The organism is Aequorivita marisscotiae (assembly GCF_029814825.1).
GTDB classification, from domain to species: domain Bacteria; phylum Bacteroidota; class Bacteroidia; order Flavobacteriales; family Flavobacteriaceae; genus Aequorivita; species Aequorivita marisscotiae.
Genome location: NZ_CP122379.1, coordinates 1916124 through 1938528 on the forward strand (window position 1 = coordinate 1916124; position 22405 = coordinate 1938528).

Here is a 22405-nt window from a genome sequence, read left to right on the forward strand (position 1 = left end):
GCAATTCGGTTTGAGTGATATAAATGAATGGCACTCAATCATTCAAAATTTCTTATCAGTTATATATAATATATATATAGTAAATTTATAGTATGTTTATAGCGTATTTATAGTATATATATAGCGTGTTTTTAGTAGTAATTAATTTACATATATTCTAAAGCTATTATTATACTTCTTTGCATCTTCTACTTATTTAATATTTGAATTAAATCATTTAAACGTTTCTATATTATTAGGTCTTAGTTAAGCAATGCATTTTGTTTTCATCTATTAATTGTACCTTTGCCGCTTCAAAATAGACTATGGAATACGCAGAAAATATATTGGGAACCATCGGTAACACGCCCATGGTAAAAATCAACAAAATAATTGGGGACATTCCCGCTTTGGTGCTCGCCAAATACGAAACTTTTAATCCCGGCAACTCGGTAAAGGATCGAATGGCGGTAAAGATGATTGAAGACGCCGAAGCAGACGGAAGATTAAAACCCGGCGGCACAATCATTGAAGGAACTTCCGGCAACACGGGAATGGGCCTCGCACTGGCCGCAATCGTAAAAGGCTATAAAATGGTCTGTGTAATCAGTGACAAACAGAGCAAGGAAAAGATTGATATTCTAAAAGCCGTGGGAAGTAAGGTCATTGTTTGCCCCACAAACGTTGCCCCCGAAGATCCGCGCAGTTATTATTCTACTTCCAAACGCTTGGCGGAGGAAACGCCCAATAGTTGGTATGTAAACCAATACGACAATCTTAGCAACACAAAGGCACACTACGAAAGCACCGGCCCAGAAATCTGGAAGCAGACCGATGGAAAGGTAACTCATTTTGTGGTAGGTGTTGGTACTGGGGGAACAATTAGCGGTGTAGGGAAATATTTAAAAGAGAAAAATCCAAATGTAAAAATCTGGGGAATCGATACCTACGGAAGTGTTTTCAAGAAATACCACGAAACGGGAATTTTTGACGAAAACGAAATCTATCCCTACATCACCGAAGGGATTGGCGAGGATATCCTTCCAAAGAATGTTGATTTCAGTGTTATCGATGGTTTTGTAAAAGTAACCGATAAAGATGCAGCAATCTATACACAAAAGCTTGCTAAAATGGAAGGTTTCTTTTTGGGGAATTCTGCCGGAGCGGCTATTAAAGGTTTACTTCAACTAAAAGACAAATTCAAAAAAGATGATGTTGTCGTTGTGCTTTTCCACGATCACGGCAGCCGTTATGTGGGCAAAATGTACAATGACGAGTGGATGCGCGAGCGCGGTTTTGTGGAAGATGAGGTGAAAAATGCTTCCGATTTAATTCAAGGGCACGCAGATAAACCTTTAATTACCGTAAAAACCGAAGAGCTTGTTAGTCACGCTATTGAACGTATGAAGAAATTCAAAATCAGTCAAATCCCTGTGGAAGATAGCACTGGGTTTGTAGGCGCTTTGGATGAAACCGATTTGCTTCGGAAATATCTTGAAAACAAAAACGTAGCCGACCTGTTTATAAAAGATGTAATGCACAAACCTTTCCCAATTGTAAAGAAAAGCACAACTGTTGAAGAAATTTCGAAGTTAATTCACAAAGAAAACAATGCGGTTTTGGTAGATATGGGAGATGGAAATTATAACATAATTACAAAGCACGATATAATTAGTGCGCTTTGATAGATTGCTAAACCTTTTGCGACATAGTGATTTTGCGAGAAATATGGCACGCAAAGCCGCCAAGTCGCAAAGCAAAAAAAATATATGAATTTATCTGAAAACCAAATAGCCGCTATAGTGGTTGATTGTTGTTATCATATTCATATTGATTTAGGACCTGGGTTATTGGAATCTGTTTATGAAGAAGTTTTGTTTCATGAGTTAAAGTCTAAAGGGCTGAATATTGAAAAGCAAAAACCTTTGCCAGTGGTTTGGAAAGACTTGAAATTGAATCTTGGATTTCGGACGGATTTGATAATAGAAAATAAAGTGATTATTGAAATAAAATCCGTAGAAGAGATACATCCCGTTCATCCGAAACAATTATTGACTTATTTGAAATTGACGGGATTGAAATTAGGATTGCTTATTAATTTTAACAGCCCGTTGATTAAATCTGGAATAATAAGAATAGTAAACAACTTGTAAACCTTTGCAACTTTAACTAGATAAATGGTGCGCATAGTTCATATTACTTATTGAATGTTTTTCTCTTTGCGTCTTCGCGACTTTGCGAGGAAATCGTACCGCCTTTGCGAGAAAATGTTCAAATGTGCTGGTAAATATGGAATTTCGAAGTATTTTTATATTGTAATGAAAAACGAAGCCAAAAAATTATTTCGCTTTTTGCGCACCAAACCGGTGCCTGCAAATACCAATGAAATATTGGCACTGGAACGTACAAAGCTTGCCAATGAGCGTACCTTGCTTTCCTACATTCGCTCTTCCTTATATCTTCTTTTGGGCGGAATAGGTATTTTACAATTAAAAGACTTTGAAAGCATACAATGGATCGGGTATGTGGCTCTGGCAGTTTGTGTAATTTTTCTGGCGATTGGTATTTTTAGGTACGTATTGCTATCCCGAAGACTTTACAAATGGAACCGTATTCTTTTTGTAGATACTATTTCGGAAAAGGTTGAAAAACAGGCTGATTCTGAAAAAAATTCATAAAAAGTAGCAGTTTAGGGCAATCAATTTTTCTTATCTTTATAGCTCAGTTTAAAACTCCCCGTTAATTTATATTTCAGATGAAAGAAGATTTTCTGCACTACGTGTGGAAATTTCAGAAGTTTGAAGTGGGTAGTTTTTACACTTCTGATAATGAAAGTCTCCACATAAAAAATCCAGGGAGCCACAATTTAAATTCGGGGCCTGATTTTTTTAATGCCCAAATTGAATTAAACGGGCAGCTCTGGGCAGGCAATGTAGAAATACATTTAAAATCTTCAGATTGGTACGCACATGGCCACGAAACCGATGCAGCTTATGACAATGTAATCCTTCACGTAGTGTGGGAGCACGACGCTGAAATTTATAGAAAAGACGGCTCTATAATTCCCACATTTCCTGTAAAAAACCATATTCCCAAATCTACTGTGGAGCAATATCAAAAATTATTTTCGAAAGGAAAAAAGTGGATTAATTGTGAAAATGAATTAGCCGCCGTAGATACTTTCACTTTTCAAAATTGGCTGGAACGCCTTTATTTTGAAAGGCTTCAGAAGAAAGAAAAAATACTTCTCAAAGAACTGAAAGCTACTCAAAACCACTGGGAAAGTCTGCTTTTCAGAATGCTCTGCAAAAATTTTGGATTGAAGGTGAACGGCGATTCCTTTTTCAGTATTGCAAAATCAATTGATTTTTCCGTAGTAAAAAAATGCAGCCAAGAGCGGCAGGATTTGGAAGCACTGTTAATTGGGCAGGCGGGTTTATTGGAAGGAGAGACGGAAGATTGGTATTATAAAACTTTAAAATCACGCTATACTTATTTGGCACGCAAATTTAAACTGAACAATGAGAATGTAATAGCGCCCAAGTTTTTTAGGTTGCGGCCGCCAAATTTTCCGACGGTGCGGTTAGCGCAATTGGCGATGCTATATTCCGAGCGTCAAAACTTATTTTCGCACGTGATGGAAACACACGATTTAAACGGATTTTATAAACTATTTGATGTTTCATGTGGCGAATATTGGGATTCGCATTATAATTTTGGAATTGGTTCGTTGGGGCGTAAAAAACGAATTACCAAGAAATTTATTGATCTTCTTCTTATAAATACCGTCCTTCCATTAAAATTTTGCTATGCCATACAAAATGGCAAGGATGCTACAGAAGAGATATTGCAGTTGGCTTCCGAAATTCCTTCCGAAGAAAATTCAATTGTAAAGAAATTCAATTCAATCAATACCATTTCAAAAAAGGCTTGGCATAGCCAGGCGTTGCTTCAACTAAAAAATGAATATTGCGATAAAAATAACTGTTTGCAATGTGCGGTTGGGAATGTTATTCTAAATTCGAGCCTCAATTTGAAAACGTAGAACTAATTTGGCCCATAATTTTTTCTATGTGAAGATTTTACATATTTCGTTAAAAGATGTATTTTGCGAGTATGTTGCAGGCTATTTATTCCATTCGATATTTCTTCGAGAAACGAGGTTTTTACGTATCGTCGCGTTTAGCCGAAAGGTTGGGAATGCGCGCTAAAAGCGTTCGGTTATTTTTTATTTATGTTTCTTTTGCCACCTTAGGTGCCGGCTTTGCAATCTATCTTACTCTAGCCTTTATTTTAAGGTTAAAGGATTTGGTAAACACCAAACGAACCTCTGTTTTTGATTTATGAAACAATTTTTCAGCTCTAAAATTACCGTTGCAATATTACTTTTAATAGTGGTGTTTATGACGGGGGTTGTAGGCTTTCACTTTTTTTCGGATTACAGTTGGATAGATGCTTTTTACATGACCGTAATTACGGTAACTACGGTAGGTTATGGCGAAGTAATGCCGCTGAGCCCGAGTGAAAAAGTTTTTGTTTCGCTTCTTATCATTTCCAGTATCTTTATAGTTGGTTATGCCATTTCAGTAATAACGGAATATATTTTAAGCAAGAACATAGGAATTTTAAGACAGAAAAAAGTGCAGAAAAAATTGAAGTCAATGCATAATCATATAATTGTTTGCGGCTATGGCCGAAACGGAAAGCAAGCAGCCCAAAAGCTATCGGCCTACAATCGCCCTTTTGTTATAATTGAAAAAGACGAAGAGGTTATTTCGCGATTTTCTGAAGACGGTTTGCTATTTGTGTTGGGAAATGCAATAGAAGATGAAACCTTGTTAAAGGCCGGAATAGAAAGGGCTTCTACCTTAATTTGTGCCACACCTAACGATGCAGATAATTTGTTTATTGTGCTCTCTGCACGGCAGATGAATAAGAAATTGCAAATAATTAGTAGGGCTAGCGAAGAAACAAGTTATAAAAAACTAAAACTAGGGGGCGCAGATAATGTAATTATGCCCGATAAGATAGGTGGCGACCATATGGCTTCTTTAGTTGTAGTGCCAGATTTGGTTGAGTTTTTAGATAATTTAACGGTGGCCGGTGAACAGGATAGTATTAATGTAGAGCAGATTCCTTTTGAGAAAATGTGCCCTCACGGCAAAGAGCAGGCTATTCGTGATTTGGATGTGCGAAAAAAAACGGGCTGTTCCATTATTGGGTATCGCTCTCCAACGGGCGAATACATAGTTAATCCTGAACCTTCGTTAATCTTGAAGAAAAGTTCCAAATTAATATTGATTGGGCGCCCCGATCAGATAGAAAGTCTTAAAAGGGAATACGGTGTTTAACCATTTCATGGAGTTAATTTTTTGGTGTGACCTTTAAAAATTACACATGAAAATAATCTCCCGACTGCATAATATTTCTGAAATCATCGTGATAGAAAATATAGATTTTTAATCAGTATTGTCCGATTAAAAATCATGTTTTTCCCCTACGGGACATTTGTTTAGGTGCGATCTCTTGATTACCAATATTTTGCCCAGCTGGAGCAGTATGCCGTTAGGCATTAAATATGGGTAAAAAAATAGAGCCCCGTCAATTCCTAGTCCCGTAGGGACTACATATAATATGGGGTTTTCCAGAGTTAGTCATTACTTTTATCGGACAACAATGATTTTTAATGTGTGATTTAAAGAAAGTATATTTATCATTAAATCCTTGGAAATAGAGTTTTAAACTGATTGGAGAGTTAATAATTATATAAATATTAATAATACGTTAACAAATTTATGTGTATTTTTTTGAAATTGTAATATTTTTTAATCATCTTGCTTCGCTTTACTACAAAAGCGTTTCATCCTAAAAATATACTATGAGGAAACTTCTTCTTTCGCTAATTGTTTTTTTAATTCCATTACTCACATTCGCACAGCAAACAACCACTTCCCAAAAGGTTGATGAAATCTTTAAAGATTATACGGGATGGTTTGTAGATCTTATTTTTTACGAAATTCCATTCTCTGATACTTTTCAGATTCCCTGGGTTTTAATAGTACTTGTTGGTGGAGCTACATATTTCACCATTTATTTTAAACTTATAAACTTCACTGGTTTTGCTACGGCTGTTAGGGTAGTGCGTGGAAAATACGAAGACATTGAAAAACACGGGGCCGACACGCTCTATGGAGACGTTACCCCGAACGAACAGGAAAACCTTATTGAAACTATTCGCGACGACAGTGCCGATGGTGAAGTTAGTCACTTTCAGGCTTTAACCGCAGCCCTCTCGGCTACCGTTGGCTTAGGAAATATTGCAGGAGTTGCCGTGGCATTATCTATTGGTGGCCCCGGAGCTACTTTTTGGATGGTCTTGGCAGGTTTATTAGGGATGGCTTCTAAGTTTGCCGAATGTACCCTTGGGGTAAAATTTCGCGACGTAGGACCAGATGGCACGGTATACGGAGGCCCGATGTACTACCTTAAAAAAGGTTTATCGCAAAAAGGAATGGGCGGTCTAGGTAAAGTATTGGCTGTTCTTTTTGCCATATTTGTTATTGGTGGTTCTTTTGGTGGCGGAAATATGTTTCAGGCAAACCAAGCCGCAGCACAATTCGTGCAACTTTTTGATCTGCAGGACACCAGTGCAGCAATATGGTTTGGTATTGTAATGGCAATTATAGTTGCCGTAGTTATTATTGGAGGTATAAAGCGTATTGCCAAAGTAACCGAAAAAATAGTGCCGTTTATGGCTGGAATATATGTGTTGGGAGCTTTGGTAATTTTGGTGGCAAATTACCACCACATTGGCGACGCCTTCGCCTTGATTTTTGAAGGTGCATTTTCTGGTTTGGGTATTGCTGGAGGTTTGGTTGGTGTTATGATTCAGGGAATACGCCGTGGCGCATTTTCCAATGAAGCCGGAGTAGGGTCGGCTGCAATCGCCCACTCGGCGGTGCGTACTAAGTATCCAGCTTCCGAAGGAATTGTGGCTCTATTAGAACCTTTTATAGATACGGTGGTAATATGTACAATGACTGCCTTGGTAATTGTAATAACCAATTTTGATAATAATATTCTTCAATATGGCGTTGAGGTAAAAGAAGGGGTAGAATTAACAGCAACTGCTTTTGATAGCGTTATTCCGCACTTTTCGGTAGTACTTACCGTAGCGGTTATTTTGTTTGCTTTTTCAACCATGATTTCGTGGTCGTATTACGGTATGCAAGGTTGGGTGTATCTCTTTGGAAGAGGTAAGGTTACCGAACTTGTGTATAAATTGTTATTTTGTATCTTTATCTGGGTTGGGTCGGTAATTAGTCTTGGCTCCGTAATTAATTTCTCTGACGCCATGATATTTGCAATGGTGGTGCCAAACATTATTGGAGTGGTACTATTAACGCCAGTAGTTAGAAAGGAACTAAACCGCTATATGAAAGCAATAAAAATTAAACACGATGCCCTTGACGACGGTTTAGAAGATTTGCAGAAGCATATGTAAATTGTAAAATATATGGAATTAAAATCCCACTTCACGTTTAGCAAACAGCAACGAAGTGGGATTTTGCTTTTGTTGCTATTTATCGTTGCCTTGCTATGTGTATTTTGGTTTGTAGATTTTTCGGAAGAAGACGTTCTGGATACAACTTCAACTGAAATCATTTTGCTACAAAACGAATTGGATTCGCTTAGATTGGTTGCAATAGAAAATAGAAAACCTAAGATATATCCTTTTAATCCAAACTTTATAACCGATTATAAAGGCTATGCCTTAGGAATGTCTAACCAGGAAATTGATAAATTGCTGCAATATCGAAATGCTGGAAATTGGATTAATTCTACGGCAGATTTTAAAAAAGTAACCGGCGTTTCAGATTCTTTGTTGGACGAATTGAGTCCGTTCTTCAAATTCCCCGAATGGGTTACCAATCCGAAACCAAAAGCAGATTTTAAAGATTATAATTCGGAAAAGGGCTTTTCTGAAAAACCTTTCGCCCAAAAAATTGATCTCAACAAAGCTACCGAAGAACAATTACAGCAAGTAAGTGGCATTGGGGAAGCATTGAGCAGGCGAATTATTTCGTATCGCGAAAAGATTGGCGGATTTTCAAGCGATATCCAATTAAACAGCGTTTATGGTTTAGAACCTACTGTAGTACGACGAACGCTTAATCTATTCACGGTAAAAACGCCTAAAAAGATTTCAAAAATAAATATAAATACGGCCTCTGCCTCAGACATTTCAACTATACCCGGAGTATCGTTTAAAATGGCTAAAAATATCTGGGAATACCGACGTCTTCGCGAAAAAATAAACAGTATTCAAGAACTGGATAAAATTGAAGGAATGACTGAAAGAAAGTTACGCCTAATTCAGTTATATTTGTCCGTTGAGTAAATTTTCTAATTCGCCGAAAGGCTTATAAATAATAGATTTAGACCAGTATGAATAACATGTATTTTACAGAGGAGCACGAATTTTTCAGAAAGAGTTTTCAAGATTTTCTTCAAAAGGAAGTTGTGCCGCACATTGAAAAGTGGGAAAAAACCGGACATATTGAGCGCTTTATTTGGGAGAAATTTGGTGAAATGGGCTACTTCGGAATCTATCAGCCCGAAGCCTACGGTGGCATGGATCTCGATCTTTTTTACACTGTAATATTTCTGGAAGAACTTCAAAAAATAAATAGTGGCGGATTTGCAGCTGCAATGTGGGCGCACGCATATTTAGCGATGACGCACCTTAAAAAAGAAGCGAACCACGAACAAAAGGAAAAATATTTAGCCCCCAGTATTACAGGTGAAAAAATAGGATGCCTTTGCATTACCGAACCCTTTGGTGGAAGTGATGTTTCGGGTATGCGAACCACCGCCGTAAAACAAGGCGATAGCTATATTTTAAATGGTTCAAAAACCTTTATTACCAATGGCGTTTACAGCGATTATTTAATTGTGGCGGCAAAAACCGCACCCGAATTGGGCAATAAAGGCATTAGTATTTTTGTGGTAGATAGAGACACTAAAGGGGTTTCGGCAACTAAACTGGACAAGCTAGGATGGAGAGCCAGCGATACTGCCGAAATAGCCTTTGATAATGTTACAATACCGCTTACAAATTTAATGGGTGAGGAGAACGCTGGCTTTCCTTACATTATGCAGCATTTTGCTTTAGAAAGGTTGATTATGGGTATAAACGCCCACGCTCGTAGTGAGTTTGCATTGGAGTACACCATTCAATATATGAAAGAGCGAACTGCGTTTGGAAAAAGCATTTCTAAATTTCAGGCCTTGCGTCATAGAGTGGCACAACTTGCCAGTGAAATTGAAGTGAGCAAAACCTTTAATTATGTTACGGCTAAACGTTTAAACGATGGCGAATATGTAGTAAAGGAAGCTACAATGAGCAAGCTAATTTCTACTAAAGTTGCCGATGAGGTAATGACCGAATGTCTGCAGTTTTTAGGCGGTTATGGATATATGGAAGAATATCCGTTGGCGCGTTTACTGCGCGACAGTAGGCTAGGGCCAATAGGTGGCGGAACTTCTGAAATACTTAAGGAAATTATTTCAAAAATGGTTATTGAAGGGAAAGAGTATAAGCCTGCAACTTAAAATTATAACCTAAACTTTAAGAATGAAGAATATCAGGAAAAGTCATTTTCTCACACTACTATTTTTTTTAATTACCGCAGCAACTTTTGCTCAAAGTGAGCTAAAAGGAAAAGTAGCCGATTTTTTAACCTTTCAACCCATTGAAAGCGCCAGTGTGTACATTAAAAATACCACCGTAGGTTCCATAACTAATGCCGATGGAAATTTCGTTTTAAAAGTGCCACAACAAAACTTGCAGGATACCTTGGTTATTTCGTCCATCGGGTACAAAAGTTTTAATGTAGTAATCACTGAATTTGAAAACGGCTCCGATATTTATTTGGAAGAAGATGTTGCTTCCTTAGATGAAGTTGTAATAGTTGCAGATCCGCGCCCTACTACCGGCAATGGTATTGTGCAAAAAGCCATTGAAAAACTTCCGGGCAATTTGCCTGAAGTTGCGTATCTGCAAAAAGGATTTCTTCGTCATAAAGAACGCAATAAAAAGGAATACAAATGGCTTATTGAAAGCGCTATAACTTTATACGATTCCAGCTATGCAGCCGGGGCAAAAAATTATTTAAAAATAAATGTAGACGAAACCCGCAAAAGCTACGATCTACGAGATATAGACAGTCTGTTTACGTATTCGGCCTATTTAAAGAGCATCGGGTCTAAGGCCGGAAATATTAATAAAAATACCGTAAAAACTTCAGCTTTAATTGAAGCCATAAAATGGAACGACAGCCGAGTAAATGGTTTGGGCAATCTATTTAAAGGGAGGCTTAATATAGTTAGAAATTCGGATGTTTCGGGGGCTTTGTTCGGTACAAATACTTTGGAAATGCACCAGTTTAAATTAGATACAATTTTAGTAGATAACGGTAGAAAACTCTATAAAATTAAAATTGAAAAAGGTGCAGATTTTGTAGGCTTAAGCACGCCTAATATTTATAATGAAGGTTTTGAACCCAAAGGGTGGATTTATATTTATTACGACAATTACGCCATTAAAAAAGTGGAATACGAACTAATTGCTGCATCCGATGTTCAAAAAAGAAGGAGCAAAAGTCTTTTTGATACGCAAACAATCCATAAACTTGTTATAACGTATAAGGACTATAACGGAAAAATGTACCCCAATTATGTGTATTACGAAACGCCAAAACTTGTAAATACGGGCGACCGATCTTCCGATAGAATAAAAACTGAAGCCGAACCAGGCTTTGATAAGGGCGAGCAATACTACTATACTGTTCAAGAAATTTTATTTACCGATATAATCCGTGACCCAGAATTGGTAAGCCAAGAATTGCTTCAAAACAACTGGGATGCAGATGTTTTTTCCAGCAAACCCTACAATGCTCTTTTCTGGGAAAATTACAACGTATTGTTGGAGAGTAAAGAAGAGCAGAAGCTTATTCAGGATTTGAGCAAACGTGCTTCATTGTATAAAGAGTGATTTTTTTTAAATTCTGTGTTTGTAATTCAATATTAAATATTACTTTTGCCGACCTAAAGAGAGGAGGTGATGACACTATGTTAATTATACCAGTTAAAGACGGAGAAAATATCGACAGAGCGCTAAAGCGTTTTAAGCGTAAATTTGATCGTACAGGAACAATGCGCCAATTGCGTGCGCGACAAGCTTTCACAAAGCCTTCAGTTAAGAAGAGAGCGCAAATGCAGAAAGCACAATATATTCAGAACTTAAGAGATCAGGAAGAAATCTAGTATTTCTTTTTTGAAGAGAGAATCTAAAAATCCGTTGGAACTAATTTCCATCGGATTTTTTTTATGGGTGAAAGCCATTGGGTTGTTAAGTTATTGCGTTATTTTTAGGATCTCGTAACTAAAATGGAATTGTTAACGAAACTAGCAAAATGTCTTTTCAAGCTTTTACAGATTATCTCCAACTCGAAAAAAAGTATTCGCCAAACACCATAACTGCTTATTTAAAAGATTTGCGCGATTTTGGGAAATTTGCTTCGGACGAATATCAGTATGCCAATATTGATACGGTAAATTATGCAATTGTACGTAGTTGGATTGTAATGCTTGTAGATTCGGGTATTTCAAATCGTACGGTAAACCGAAAAATATCCTCGCTTAATACCTATTATAAGTTTCTGTTGAAAATAGGGCAGATAGAGGTTAATCCGTTGGCAAAGCACAAATCGCTTAAAATTTCAAAAAAAATTCAAGTGCCATTTTCAGAAACCGAAATTAGTAGCGTGCTGGAATTCCTAGCATTGCAAAGTGATTTTATAGGATTGCGCGACCGGTTAATTGTAGAGCTTTTTTATTCTACAGGAATTCGAAGGGCAGAATTAATTAATATAAAGTTAAGCGACGTATCACTTTCACAAAAAACAGTAAAAGTATTGGGCAAACGGAACAAAGAGCGCATTATGCCACTTTTGCCCATAGTAATACAAACCATAGAGGCGTATGTGCCCCATCGAAACCAACTGGAAAACAGCAACGATTCGGAATACCTATTTCTTACCCAAAAAGGGGTTAAAATCTACGAAAATCTTGTTTATCGTATTATAAATTCATACTTTAGTAAAACTTCAGAAAAGGTAAAGAAGAGTCCGCATATTTTGCGGCATTCTTTTGCTACCCATCTTTTAAATGAAGGAGCAGATATAAATGCGGTAAAGGAGTTGTTGGGTCATTCCAGTTTAGCTTCTACCCAGGTTTACACACAAAACAGTATAGCAAAATTGAAAGAAGTTTATAAAAGCTCCCATCCACGAAACTAAAAAATTGAGACAGACTTATGGCATAAAAATACGTAACGTATAAACTTAAAAAATTATATAATATGAAAGTAAACGTACAAACTCCCAATTTTGCAGCGAAAGAGGAACTTTTAGTATTTGTAGAAAAAAAGTTGTCTAAGCTAGAGCAGTATTACGATAAAATAGTATTTGCAGATGTATTTTTAAAAGTTCAGAAAACAAGTGAGAAGGAAAATAAAATCGTAGAAGTATTGCTAAGTTTGCCTGGCGATGAGGTTATGGTGAAAAAAGAAGCAAAAACCTTTGAAGAGGCTACAGATGAAGTTGTTAAGGCGATGGAGCGACAGCTAAAAAAAAGAAAGCAAAAACAAAAAGCATATTTATAGTATTATTTTTTAGAAAAAGTTTTGTAGAAAAAATAATTTCTCTACATTTGCAGTCCGTTAGAAATAGCGGACTTTTTTATGGCTGAAAAACAGTCTTAAAAAGAGGTCAAAAAGCCGATGTAGCTCAGCTGGCTAGAGCAGCTGATTTGTAATCAGCAGGTCGTGGGTTCGAGTCCCTCTATCGGCTCAATAATTCAGAATTATGAATTCGGAATTATGAAAAGTAAAAAGTAGATTTTTAAATCTGCAAGTTCATTAGGATTATTGAAAGTTTTAGTTGTGAATTCTGCATTCTTAATTCATAATTGAAAAATTGGGGAGATACTCAAGCGGCCAACGAGGGCAGACTGTAAATCTGCTGACTACGTCTTCGCAGGTTCGAATCCTGCTCTCCCCACAAATGAGTGTATAGCTGAAAGAGGATCTTCGCAGGTTCTCCCGAAGCTTCGGGACTGCTCTCCCCACAAATGAGTGTATAGCTGAAAGAGGATCTTCGCAGGTTCTCCCGAAGCTTCGGGACTGCTCTCCCCACAAATGAGTGTATAGCTGAAAGAGGATCTTCGCAGGTTCTCCCGAAGCTTCGGGACTGCTCTCCCCACAAACAATTTTTGCTTAGGCAGAAATTGAAAAAATCAAATTTCAATAAACAAATTCCAAATGGGTTTGCTTGATGTTTGAAAATAGTTCTTTAATAGATTGGAAAATATCTTTTTTGGTTAAATTCTTAATCAATTTCAATTTCCGTTGGAATTTGGGATTTGTTATTTGGAATTTATTCAAAAAATTGCGGGAGTAGCTCAGTTGGTAGAGCGTCAGCCTTCCAAGCTGAATGTCGCCGGTTCGAACCCGGTCTCCCGCTCAAGAAAGTTCTTTAAAATGTGTAGATATTGTTTTTTACAATATTTCCATAAAAATTTAGAGAGCAGGGTACTAGGTTTATGCCGAGTGCAGTCTAGGTAATCCCGGTCTCCCGCTCTAAAAAGTTATAGGTTAAGTTTTTTTTATAATAATCTTGACTTATAGGCTTTAAACTGTCACCCTGAGCGCAGTCGAAGGGCAGAAACCAAAAACGCCGGTGTAGCTCAGGGGTAGAGCGTTTCCTTGGTAAGGAAGAGGTCATGGGTTCAATTCCCATCATTGGCTCAAGTTGTAAATACAATAGAACACTAATATATAACTAAGATTAAAACTAATACAAAATGGCAAAAGAAAAATTCGATCGGTCAAAACCACACTTAAATATTGGTACAATTGGACACGTAGATCACGGAAAAACAACCACTACTGCAGCTATTACTAAAGTTTTGGCGGATGCAGGATATTCAGCAGCGACATCATTTGATCAAATTGATAATGCGCCAGAAGAAAAAGAAAGAGGTATTACAATTAACTCTTCTCACGTAGAGTATCAAACAGCTAACCGTCACTACGCACACGTTGACTGTCCTGGTCACGCGGATTACGTAAAAAACATGGTTACTGGTGCTGCCCAAATGGACGGTGCTATTCTTGTAGTTGCTGCTACAGATGGTCCAATGCCACAAACACGCGAGCACATCCTTTTAGGTCGCCAAGTAGGTATTCCTAGAATTGTTGTGTTTATGAATAAAGTAGACTTAGTTGATGACGAAGAGTTGTTAGAATTAGTTGAAATGGAAATCCGTGACCTTCTTAACTTTTACGAGTACGATGGTGATAACGGACCCGTAGTTCAAGGTTCTGCTCTTGGTGCACTTAACGGTGAGCAAAAATGGGTAGATGCGCTTCTTAAATTAATGGAAGAAGTTGATCAATGGATTGAAGAGCCAGTTCGTGATATCGAGAAGCCTTTCTTGATGCCTATCGAAGACGTTTTCTCAATTACTGGTCGTGGAACTGTTGCTACAGGTCGTATCGAAACTGGTATTGCTAAAACTGGAGATCCAGTTGAAATCATCGGTATGGGAGCTGAAAAATTAACTTCTACAATTACTGGTATTGAAATGTTCCGTCAAATCCTTGATAGAGGTGAAGCTGGTGATAACGCTGGTATCCTACTTAGAGGTATTGAAAAAACACAGATATCTAGAGGTATGGTTATTACTAAGCCAGGTTCTGTAACTCCACACGCTAAATTCAAAGCTGAGGTTTATATCCTTAAGAAAGAAGAAGGTGGGCGTCACACTCCATTCCACAACAACTACCGTCCACAGTTCTACGTTCGTACAACTGACGTAACTGGAACAATTATGCTTCCTGATGGTGTTGAAATGGTTATGCCTGGTGATAACTTAACTATTACTGTTGAGTTGCTTCAACCAATCGCAATGAATGTAGGTCTTCGTTTCGCTATCCGTGAAGGTGGACGTACTGTAGGTGCAGGTCAGGTAACTGAAATTTTAGAATAATTATTATATCATTAAAAGTTCTGGGTGTCTCGAATTTACTTCGAGATACCTTGGCTTTTAAAGTGGGTTTAACCAATCTGTTGGTCTGTAAACCTGTGTTGTAATTCAGATTGCTGAATTAAAAATAGTTTAACGCTCGCATACTAATCGGGAGTAAAACTAAAAGAAAGATAAAATAGAAATATTTATCTACGGGTTTAGCTCAGTTGGTAGAGCACTGGTCTCCAAAACCAGGTGTCGTGAGTTCGAGTCTCGCAACCCGTGCTAAATATCTGCTAAAACAGGTAGCCCAAAATTTGGGAACAAGAAATTTTAATAGCGACGTCATGGTAAACTATATTACAGAATCGTATAAAGAACTTAAAAATCACGTTACCTGGCCTACGTGGGCAGAAGCGCAGAAGTTAACTGTTATTGTAGCGGTTTTTTCTGTTCTCTTGGCTTTGGCTGTATGGGGTGTAGATACCGTTTTCAGCAAAGTGGTCGGAATATATTTTGATTGGATCAAGTCGTAAAAAAATGACCGAAACAACAAATACAAAAAAGTGGTACGTAGTCCGTTCAGTTAGTGGGCAGGAAAACAAGATTAAATCGTATATCGAAAGCGATATTAAACGATTGGGCCTTGAAGATTATGTTGATCAGGTGCTGGTACCTACTGAAAAGGTAATTCAAATTCGCAACGGAAAAAAGGTAAACAAAGAACGTGTTTACTTTCCGGGCTATATAATGATCCAAGCTAACTTAGGGGGTGAAATTCCACATATTATAAAATCTATAAATGGGGTAATTGGCTTTTTGGGTGAAACCAAAGGTGGAGACCCTGTGCCGCTCAGACAATCTGAAGTAAACAGAATGTTAGGTAAAGTAGATGAGCTATCTGTAAAAGACGATAGTGTAAATATACCTTTTACCATTGGCGAAACCGTAAAAGTTATAGATGGTCCATTTAACGGATTTAACGGAACGGTAGAAAAAATTAATGAAGAAAAACGCAAACTCGAAGTAATGGTGAAGATTTTCGGAAGAAAAACACCACTGGAATTGAGTTATATGCAAGTAGAAAAAGTTTAATTGTTACGCTTAATAGGTTTTTTCGAAGGCTTCCACTTTTGAATAACCACATCAAAAATTAGAAATGGCAAAAGAAATCAGTAAAGTAGTTAAGTTGCAAGTTCGTGGAGGTGCTGCTAACCCATCACCACCAGTAGGACCTGCTCTTGGTGCTGCCGGTGTTAACATCATGGAGTTCTGTAAGCAGTTTAATGCCAGAACCCAGGATAAGCAAGGAAAGGTATTGCCAGTAGCGATCACGGTTTTTAAAGATAAATCTTTCGATTTTATCATTAAAACTCCACCCGCTGCCGTTCAAATACTAGAAGCTGCTAAAGCAAAAAAAGGCTCCGGTGAACCACACGCAAAAAAAATAGCCACAATCTCTTGGGACCAAATTAAAACGATCGCGGAAGATAAAATGCCCGATCTTAATGCATTTACCATCGAGTCTGCTATGAAAATGGTAGCTGGTACTGCACGTTCTATGGGAGTTAAAGTAAAAGGTGATGCACCTTTTTAATTTGAAAAAAGAAACTATAAAATGGCACGATTAACTAAAAAGCAAAAGGAAGCTAAACTAAAGGTAGAGGATAGAACCTATACCGTGGCCGAAGCTTCTGCTTTAATAAAAGATATCACCAGCGTAAACTTTGATGCTTCCGTTGACCTTGCAGTGCGCCTTAACGTAGATCCACGTAAAGCGAACCAAATGGTTAGAGGCGTTGTTACCCTTCCGCACGGAACCGGTAAAGACGTAAAAGTTTTGGCATTGGTAACTCCAGATAAGGAAGCCGAAGCCAAAGAAGCAGGAGCAGATTACGTAGGTCTTGATGAGTACCTCGACAAAATTAAAGGAGGATGGACAGATGTTGACGTAATTGTAACTATGCCAAGCGTTATGGGTAAATTGGGTCCTTTAGGACGTATATTAGGGCCTCGTGGCCTTATGCCAAACCCTAAAACAGGTACAGTAACAATGGACGTTGCTAAAGCCGTTTCAGATGTAAAAGCTGGTAAAATCGACTTTAAAGTAGATAAAACCGGTATCGTACACGCAGCAATTGGAAAAGCATCTTTTGATGCCGAAAAAATTGCCGGAAACGCAAGAGAATTATTAACAACCCTCGTTAAACTTAAACCACAAGCGGCAAAAGGTATATACATTAAAAGTATTTATATGTCTAGTACTATGAGCCCAGGAGTTGAAGTTGACACAAAAAGGTTTACTGAGCAGTAAAAACTGGAAATTATGACAAGAGAAGAAAAATCACAAGTAATTGAAACGTTGACTGCACAGTTGTCTGATAGTGCTAATATTTATTTAGCAGATATTTCAGGCCTTAATGCAGGGAACACTACCAACCTTCGTCGTGCTTGTTTTAAAGCAGGTGTGCAGTTGGCAGTGGTTAAGAACACGTTGCTTAAAAAAGCAATGGAGAGTTCTGATAAAGACTTTGGCGAATTAACAGAAATACTAAAAGGCAACACGTCTTTAATGTTTTCTGAAACAGGTAACGCACCTGCCAAGGTAATTAAAGAATTTAGAAAAAAATCTGATAAGCCGCTTTTAAAAGGAGCCTATATCCAAGAATCAATTTACGTTGGCGACAACCAATTGGATAGTCTGGTTGAACTTAAATCTAAAGACGAACTTGTTGGAGAAATTATCGGGTTGTTACAATCGCCTGCTAAAAATGTTATCTCGGCTCTTAAGAGTGGTGGTAGTACAATCGCGGGAATTGTTAAAACCTTATCCGAAAAAGAAGGATAAAACCTTTAAAACTCCTTTTTTAAATGGAGATTTAAAGAAATGGTATTGCACTAATTTAATTTATATAAACACAATTATTTTTAAAAACGATAGAAATGGCAGATTTGAAAGATTTCGCAGAACAATTAGTTAACTTAACAGTAAAAGAAGTTAATGAGTTAGCTACAATATTAAAAGACGAGTACGGTATAGAGCCTGCAGCTGCTGCAGTAGCTATGGCCGGACCTGCTGCTGGTGGTGGAGAAGCCGCTGAAGAGCAATCAGAATTCACAGTAATGTTGAAGGCTGCTGGTGGTTCTAAACTTGCAGTTGTAAAACTAGTTAAAGAATTAACTGGTGCTGGTCTTAAAGAAGCAAAAGAATTAGTTGATAGTGCTCCTTCTCCAATAAAAGAAGGTGTATCTAAAGATGAAGCAGAAGCTTTAAAAGCACAACTAGAAGAAGCTGGAGCTGAGGTTGAGCTTAAGTAAGCTTACAACGTTCCAAACCTTAAGGTTTAGGTCTTCCCGATAGTTCGGGAAAGGCCTAAACCATTTTGCGTATATAATGGTTAACCCCTTTTTTATACGTTTTTTCAATTTCATTTTAATTAAAATTCCGTCCATAGATGTCAGCAACGCAAACTGAAAGATTGAATTTTTCCTCTGTAAAAAATAAGCCGGATTACCCCGACTTTTTGGACATTCAGATTAAATCCTTTCAGGATTTTTTCCAGTTGGAAACCAAATCAGAAGAAAGAGGCCAAGAAGGATTGTATAAAACCTTTTTGGAAAATTTCCCGATTACCGATACCCGTAATCAATTCGTTTTAGAGTTTTTAGACTATTTCGTAGATCCACCAAGATATTCCATTCAGGAATGTATAGAACGTGGCCTTACCTATAGCGTCCCTCTTAAAGCGCGTTTAAAACTGTACTGTACAGATGCCGAACACGAAGATTTTGAAACTATCGTGCAGGACGTTTACCTCGGTACTATTCCTTACATGACCCCTAGCGGAACTTTCTGCATTAATGGGGCCGAACGTGTTGTGGTTTCACAACTTCACCGTTCACCTGGTGTGTTCTTTGGCCAATCTTTCCACGCAAATGGAACGAAGCTTTACTCTGCCCGTGTTATTCCTTTTAAAGGATCTTGGATTGAGTTTGCCACAGACATCAACAGCGTAATGTACGCCTATATAGATCGTAAGAAAAAATTACCTGTAACAACACTATTCCGTGCTATTGGCTTTGAAAGGGATAAAGATATTCTTGAAATATTTGACCTGGCAGAAGAAGTAAAAGCTTCAAAAACTGGACTTAAAAAATATATTGGCCGTAAACTTGCCGCCCGTGTACTTAAAACGTGGCATGAAGATTTCGTAGATGAAGATACCGGCGAGGTTGTATCTATTGAACGTAACGAAATTGTTTTAGACCGTGATACCGTTCTTGAAAAAGAGCACATTGATGAAATCATTGAATCTGGCTCAAAAACAATCTTGTTGCACAAAGAGGATAACCTATTGGCAGATTACGCCATTATTCACAATACACTGCAAAAAGATCCTACCAACTCCGAAAAAGAAGCGGTAGAACATATTTATAGACAACTTCGTAACGCTGAACCACCGGATGAAGAAACTGCGCGTGGCATTATACACAAACTTTTCTTTAGCGACCAGAGATATAACCTTGGGGAAGTAGGCCGTTACAGAATGAATAAAAAACTGGGTCTTGATATCCCTATGGACAAGCAAGTGCTTACCAAGGAAGATATTATTACCATTGTAAAATACTTAATCGAGCTTATTAATTCCAAAGCTGAGATTGATGATATTGATCACCTTAGTAACCGTCGTGTACGTACTGTAGGCGAACAACTTTCCCAGCAGTTTGGAGTAGGTCTGGCACGTATGGCACGTACCATCCGCGAACGTATGAACGTGCGTGACAACGAGGTGTTTACACCTATAGATTTGATTAATGCGAAAACACTTTCGTCAGTAATCAACTCTTTCTTTGGTACCAACCAGCTTTCGCAGTTTATGGACCAAACCAACCCACTTGCAGAGATTACGCATAAGCGTCGTCTTTCGGCACTTGGGCCTGGAGGTTTATCACGTGAAAGAGCAGGTTTTGAGGTTCGAGATGTACATTATACACATTATGGCCGACTTTGCCCAATTGAAACTCCAGAAGGACCAAACATTGGTTTAATATCTTCACTTTCTGTGTTTGCCAAAGTAAACAACCTAGGCTTTATTGAAACGCCATATCGAAAAGTGAATGATGGGAAAATTGATTTTAAAAATGAATCGATCTACCTTTCTGCTGAAGAAGAGGAAGATATGCACATTGCCCAAGCTAACATTCCATTGTCAGACAATGGAGTAATTGAAGCTGAAAAGGTTATTGCGCGTATGGAAGGCGATTTCCCATTGGTAGATCCAACTGTATTAAATTATGCAGACGTTGCACCAAACCAGATTGCTTCTATTTCGGCCTCGTTAATTCCGTTCCTTGAGCACGATGATGCTAACCGTGCTTTGATGGGCTCAAACATGATGCGCCAGGCGGTACCATTATTAATTGCAGATTCGCCAATCGTAGGAACAGGTCTTGAAAGACAAGTTGCTTCAGATAGTCGTGTGCTAATAAATGCCGAAGGTGATGGTGTAGTTGAATATGTTGATGCTAATGAAATTACTATAAAATACGACCGTACCGAAAACCAACGTATGGTTAGTTTTGATGCGGATGAAAAAACGTATCAACTAGTAAAATTCAGAAAAACAAACCAAAGTACTTCCATTAACCTAAAGCCTATTGTAAGTAAAGGCGATAGAGTGAAAAAAGGTCAGGTACTTTGCCAAGGATACGCTACCGAAAAAGGTGAATTGGCACTCGGACGAAATATGAAGGTTGCCTTTATGCCTTGGAAAGGGTACAACTTTGAGGATGCAATTGTTATTTCTGAAAAAGTAGTTCGCGAAGATATTTTTACTTCTATTCATATAGACGAATATTCGCTGGAAGTTCGCGATACCAAACTAGGTAACGAAGAATTAACGAACGATATTCCAAACGTATCGGAAGAGGCTACTAAAGATTTGGATGAGTATGGAATGATCCGTATTGGAGCCGAGGTAAAGCCCGGTGACATCCTAATCGGAAAAATTACGCCAAAAGGTGAAAGTGATCCTACGCCAGAAGAAAAATTGCTTCGCGCCATATTTGGTGACAAAGCAGGCGATGTAAAAGATGCTTCACTTAAAGCTTCACCTTCATTGCACGGTGTAGTCATAGAGAAAAAGCTTTTTGCCCGTGCCGTTAAAGACAAACGCAAGCGCGCAAAAGACAAAGAAGACATCGCAGAACTTGAAGCAAAATACGAAGCAAAATTTGTTGCACTTCAAGATGTTTTAGTTGAAAAGCTTTTCGCTATCGTAGGTGGAAAAACAGCACAAGGTATCAGCAATGATCTTGGTGAAATAGTTTTCCCTAAAGGAAAGAAATTTACATTAAAAATGCTTCACGCAGTTGACGATTACACTCACTTAATTGGAGGTACTTGGACAACCGATGATGAAACCAACGAATTGGTGGCAGATTTAATGCACAACTATAAAATTAAGGAAAACGATCTTCAAGGTAACTTGCGTAGAGAGAAGTTTACCATCTCTGTAGGTGATGAGCTTCCTTCAGGAATTTTGAAACTTGCCAAAGTTTACGTTGCTAAAAAACGTAAACTAAAAGTAGGAGACAAGATGGCGGGACGTCACGGTAACAAAGGTATTGTTGCACGTATTGTACGTGAAGAAGATATGCCTTTCCTCGAAGACGGAACCCCGGTAGATATCGTGTTAAACCCTCTTGGGGTACCATCGCGTATGAATATTGGGCAAATTTATGAAACGGTACTTGGATGGGCTGGTCAAAAATTAGGACGCAAGTATGCGACTCCAATTTTCGACGGAGCAACAATAGACCAGATTAATGAATTAACAGATGAAGCTGGAATTCCGAGATACGGGCATACCCATCTATTCGACGGTGGAACTGGTAAGCGTTTTGATCAACCTGCAACCGTAGGGGTAATCTATATGCTAAAACTAGGCCATATGGTTGACGATAAAATGCACGCACGTTCTATAGGGCCGTACTCACTTATTACGCAACAGCCGCTTGGTGGTAAAGCACAATTTGGTGGTCAGCGTTTTGGAGAGATGGAAGTTTGGGCGCTTGAAGCATACGGTGCATCCAGCACGCTTAGAGAAATATTGACTGTTAAATCTGATGATGTTATTGGAAGGGCAAAAACCTACGAGGCAATCGTAAAAGGCGAAACCATGCCAGAACCAGGATTACCAGAATCTTTCAACGTACTTATGCACGAATTGAAAGGCTTGGGTCTTGACATTAGATTAGAAGAATAACCCGAAGGGTTATTTCGGTCGAGGCGCAATGCATTGCGCCTCGACCACAATAAAACAAATAATCA

Annotated in this window: 21 protein-coding genes and 5 tRNA genes; all 26 read left to right on the forward strand. The window is 38.2% G+C overall.

What is annotated here, in order from left to right:
• The first annotated feature begins 305 nt into the window (after positions 1-305).
• The 26 genes from QCQ61_RS08740 to rpoB all read left to right on the forward strand — a co-directional run bounded on the left by QCQ61_RS08740 (position 306) and on the right by rpoB (position 22340).
• The gene (locus tag QCQ61_RS08740; protein WP_279447258.1) at positions 306-1664 is read left to right on the forward strand and encodes a pyridoxal-phosphate dependent enzyme; all 1359 of its coding nucleotides are present in this window, start codon (positions 306-308) and stop codon (positions 1662-1664) included.
• A gap of 84 nt (positions 1665-1748) precedes the next feature.
• On the forward strand, positions 1749-2132 hold the full coding sequence (locus QCQ61_RS08745; RefSeq protein WP_279447259.1) for a GxxExxY protein: 384 nt from the start codon (positions 1749-1751) through the stop codon (positions 2130-2132).
• Between the two features lie 165 nt (positions 2133-2297).
• Entirely contained in the window at positions 2298-2657 is a 360-nt protein-coding gene (locus QCQ61_RS08750; protein ID WP_279447260.1) for a DUF202 domain-containing protein, read from the forward strand.
• A gap of 77 nt (positions 2658-2734) precedes the next feature.
• Entirely contained in the window at positions 2735-4024 is a 1290-nt protein-coding gene (locus QCQ61_RS08755) for a DUF2851 family protein (RefSeq protein ID WP_279447261.1), read from the forward strand.
• A 71-nt stretch (positions 4025-4095) separates the two neighbouring features.
• Positions 4096-4326 carry a PspC domain-containing protein gene (locus QCQ61_RS08760; RefSeq protein WP_279450247.1) on the forward strand — a complete coding sequence of 77 codons (231 nt, stop codon included), beginning with the start codon at positions 4096-4098 and terminating at the stop codon, positions 4324-4326.
• Entirely contained in the window at positions 4323-5330 is a 1008-nt protein-coding gene (locus QCQ61_RS08765; RefSeq protein WP_279447262.1) for a potassium channel family protein, read from the forward strand. The genes QCQ61_RS08760 and QCQ61_RS08765 overlap by 4 nt, the downstream gene beginning before the upstream one ends.
• A gap of 527 nt (positions 5331-5857) precedes the next feature.
• Positions 5858-7483 carry an alanine/glycine:cation symporter family protein gene (locus QCQ61_RS08770; protein ID WP_279447263.1) on the forward strand — a complete coding sequence of 542 codons (1626 nt, stop codon included), beginning with the start codon at positions 5858-5860 and terminating at the stop codon, positions 7481-7483.
• A 12-nt stretch (positions 7484-7495) separates the two neighbouring features.
• Positions 7496-8380 (forward strand): ComEA family DNA-binding protein, encoded by an 885-nt coding sequence (locus QCQ61_RS08775; protein ID WP_279447264.1) that lies wholly within the window; start codon positions 7496-7498, stop codon positions 8378-8380.
• Between the two features lie 47 nt (positions 8381-8427).
• Positions 8428-9594 carry an acyl-CoA dehydrogenase family protein gene (locus QCQ61_RS08780; RefSeq protein WP_279447265.1) on the forward strand — a complete coding sequence of 389 codons (1167 nt, stop codon included), beginning with the start codon at positions 8428-8430 and terminating at the stop codon, positions 9592-9594.
• 22 nt (positions 9595-9616) lie between these two features.
• Entirely contained in the window at positions 9617-11035 is a 1419-nt protein-coding gene (locus QCQ61_RS08785; protein ID WP_279447266.1) for a carboxypeptidase-like regulatory domain-containing protein, read from the forward strand.
• 77 nt (positions 11036-11112) lie between these two features.
• A complete protein-coding gene (gene rpsU / locus QCQ61_RS08790) occupies positions 11113-11307 on the forward strand; it encodes a 30S ribosomal protein S21 (protein WP_279450248.1) in 195 nt (64 codons plus the stop codon).
• 149 nt (positions 11308-11456) lie between these two features.
• The gene (locus tag QCQ61_RS08795) at positions 11457-12341 is read left to right on the forward strand and encodes a tyrosine-type recombinase/integrase (protein ID WP_279447267.1); all 885 of its coding nucleotides are present in this window, start codon (positions 11457-11459) and stop codon (positions 12339-12341) included.
• A gap of 62 nt (positions 12342-12403) precedes the next feature.
• Complete coding sequence (hpf, locus tag QCQ61_RS08800) at positions 12404-12706, forward strand: ribosome hibernation-promoting factor, HPF/YfiA family (protein WP_279447268.1); 303 nt, start codon at positions 12404-12406, stop codon at positions 12704-12706.
• Between the two features lie 113 nt (positions 12707-12819).
• A tRNA-Thr gene (locus QCQ61_RS08805) sits at positions 12820-12893 on the forward strand.
• Positions 12894-13021: 128 nt separating this feature from the next.
• Positions 13022-13103: transfer RNA gene (locus tag QCQ61_RS08810), tRNA-Tyr, on the forward strand.
• A 389-nt stretch (positions 13104-13492) separates the two neighbouring features.
• A tRNA-Gly gene (locus QCQ61_RS08815) sits at positions 13493-13565 on the forward strand.
• Positions 13566-13777: 212 nt separating this feature from the next.
• Positions 13778-13849 (forward strand) — tRNA-Thr (locus QCQ61_RS08820).
• Positions 13850-13905: 56 nt separating this feature from the next.
• Complete coding sequence (gene tuf, locus QCQ61_RS08825) at positions 13906-15093, forward strand: elongation factor Tu (protein WP_279447269.1); 1188 nt, start codon at positions 13906-13908, stop codon at positions 15091-15093.
• A 191-nt stretch (positions 15094-15284) separates the two neighbouring features.
• Positions 15285-15357 (forward strand) — tRNA-Trp (locus QCQ61_RS08830).
• On the forward strand, positions 15333-15608 hold the full coding sequence (gene secE / locus QCQ61_RS08835; RefSeq protein WP_279447270.1) for a preprotein translocase subunit SecE: 276 nt from the start codon (positions 15333-15335) through the stop codon (positions 15606-15608). The genes QCQ61_RS08830 and secE overlap by 25 nt, the downstream gene beginning before the upstream one ends.
• 4 nt (positions 15609-15612) lie before the next feature.
• Positions 15613-16167: a transcription termination/antitermination protein NusG gene (gene nusG / locus QCQ61_RS08840; protein ID WP_279447271.1), complete on the forward strand. Its 555-nt coding sequence runs from the start codon at positions 15613-15615 to the stop codon at positions 16165-16167.
• A gap of 64 nt (positions 16168-16231) precedes the next feature.
• Positions 16232-16669 (forward strand): 50S ribosomal protein L11, encoded by a 438-nt coding sequence (gene rplK / locus QCQ61_RS08845; RefSeq protein WP_279447272.1) that lies wholly within the window; start codon positions 16232-16234, stop codon positions 16667-16669.
• A gap of 21 nt (positions 16670-16690) precedes the next feature.
• Positions 16691-17386 (forward strand): 50S ribosomal protein L1, encoded by a 696-nt coding sequence (gene rplA, locus QCQ61_RS08850; protein WP_279447273.1) that lies wholly within the window; start codon positions 16691-16693, stop codon positions 17384-17386.
• Positions 17387-17398: 12 nt separating this feature from the next.
• Positions 17399-17920: a 50S ribosomal protein L10 gene (rplJ, locus tag QCQ61_RS08855; protein WP_279447274.1), complete on the forward strand. Its 522-nt coding sequence runs from the start codon at positions 17399-17401 to the stop codon at positions 17918-17920.
• Positions 17921-18015: 95 nt separating this feature from the next.
• Positions 18016-18390 carry a 50S ribosomal protein L7/L12 gene (rplL, locus tag QCQ61_RS08860; protein WP_237604113.1) on the forward strand — a complete coding sequence of 125 codons (375 nt, stop codon included), beginning with the start codon at positions 18016-18018 and terminating at the stop codon, positions 18388-18390.
• A 137-nt stretch (positions 18391-18527) separates the two neighbouring features.
• Entirely contained in the window at positions 18528-22340 is a 3813-nt protein-coding gene (gene rpoB / locus QCQ61_RS08865; RefSeq protein WP_279447275.1) for a DNA-directed RNA polymerase subunit beta, read from the forward strand.
• The last annotated feature ends 65 nt before the right edge of the window (positions 22341-22405 follow it).

Bases quoted from the DNA above. Each gene is read 5' to 3' on its own strand.
- rplL (WP_237604113.1), top strand. From the start codon at position 18,016: ATGGCAGATTTGAAAGATTTCGCAGAACAATTAGTTAACTTAACAGTA.
- QCQ61_RS08785 (WP_279447266.1), top strand. From the start codon at position 9,617: ATGAAGAATATCAGGAAAAGTCATTTTCTCACACTACTATTTTTTTTA.
- QCQ61_RS08780 (WP_279447265.1), top strand. From the start codon at position 8,428: ATGAATAACATGTATTTTACAGAGGAGCACGAATTTTTCAGAAAGAGT.
- QCQ61_RS08765 (WP_279447262.1), top strand. From the start codon at position 4,323: ATGAAACAATTTTTCAGCTCTAAAATTACCGTTGCAATATTACTTTTA.
- QCQ61_RS08775 (WP_279447264.1), top strand. From the start codon at position 7,496: ATGGAATTAAAATCCCACTTCACGTTTAGCAAACAGCAACGAAGTGGG.
- rplA (WP_279447273.1), top strand. From the start codon at position 16,691: ATGGCACGATTAACTAAAAAGCAAAAGGAAGCTAAACTAAAGGTAGAG.
- rpsU (WP_279450248.1), top strand. From the start codon at position 11,113: ATGTTAATTATACCAGTTAAAGACGGAGAAAATATCGACAGAGCGCTA.
- QCQ61_RS08750 (WP_279447260.1), top strand. From the start codon at position 2,298: ATGAAAAACGAAGCCAAAAAATTATTTCGCTTTTTGCGCACCAAACCG.
- tuf (WP_279447269.1), top strand. From the start codon at position 13,906: ATGGCAAAAGAAAAATTCGATCGGTCAAAACCACACTTAAATATTGGT.
- QCQ61_RS08745 (WP_279447259.1), top strand. From the start codon at position 1,749: ATGAATTTATCTGAAAACCAAATAGCCGCTATAGTGGTTGATTGTTGT.
- QCQ61_RS08760 (WP_279450247.1), top strand. From the start codon at position 4,096: ATGTTGCAGGCTATTTATTCCATTCGATATTTCTTCGAGAAACGAGGT.
- rplJ (WP_279447274.1), top strand. From the start codon at position 17,399: ATGACAAGAGAAGAAAAATCACAAGTAATTGAAACGTTGACTGCACAG.
- rpoB (WP_279447275.1), top strand. From the start codon at position 18,528: ATGTCAGCAACGCAAACTGAAAGATTGAATTTTTCCTCTGTAAAAAAT.
- QCQ61_RS08755 (WP_279447261.1), top strand. From the start codon at position 2,735: ATGAAAGAAGATTTTCTGCACTACGTGTGGAAATTTCAGAAGTTTGAA.
- QCQ61_RS08770 (WP_279447263.1), top strand. From the start codon at position 5,858: ATGAGGAAACTTCTTCTTTCGCTAATTGTTTTTTTAATTCCATTACTC.
- QCQ61_RS08740 (WP_279447258.1), top strand. From the start codon at position 306: ATGGAATACGCAGAAAATATATTGGGAACCATCGGTAACACGCCCATG.
- QCQ61_RS08795 (WP_279447267.1), top strand. From the start codon at position 11,457: ATGTCTTTTCAAGCTTTTACAGATTATCTCCAACTCGAAAAAAAGTAT.
- rplK (WP_279447272.1), top strand. From the start codon at position 16,232: ATGGCAAAAGAAATCAGTAAAGTAGTTAAGTTGCAAGTTCGTGGAGGT.
- hpf (WP_279447268.1), top strand. From the start codon at position 12,404: ATGAAAGTAAACGTACAAACTCCCAATTTTGCAGCGAAAGAGGAACTT.
- nusG (WP_279447271.1), top strand. From the start codon at position 15,613: ATGACCGAAACAACAAATACAAAAAAGTGGTACGTAGTCCGTTCAGTT.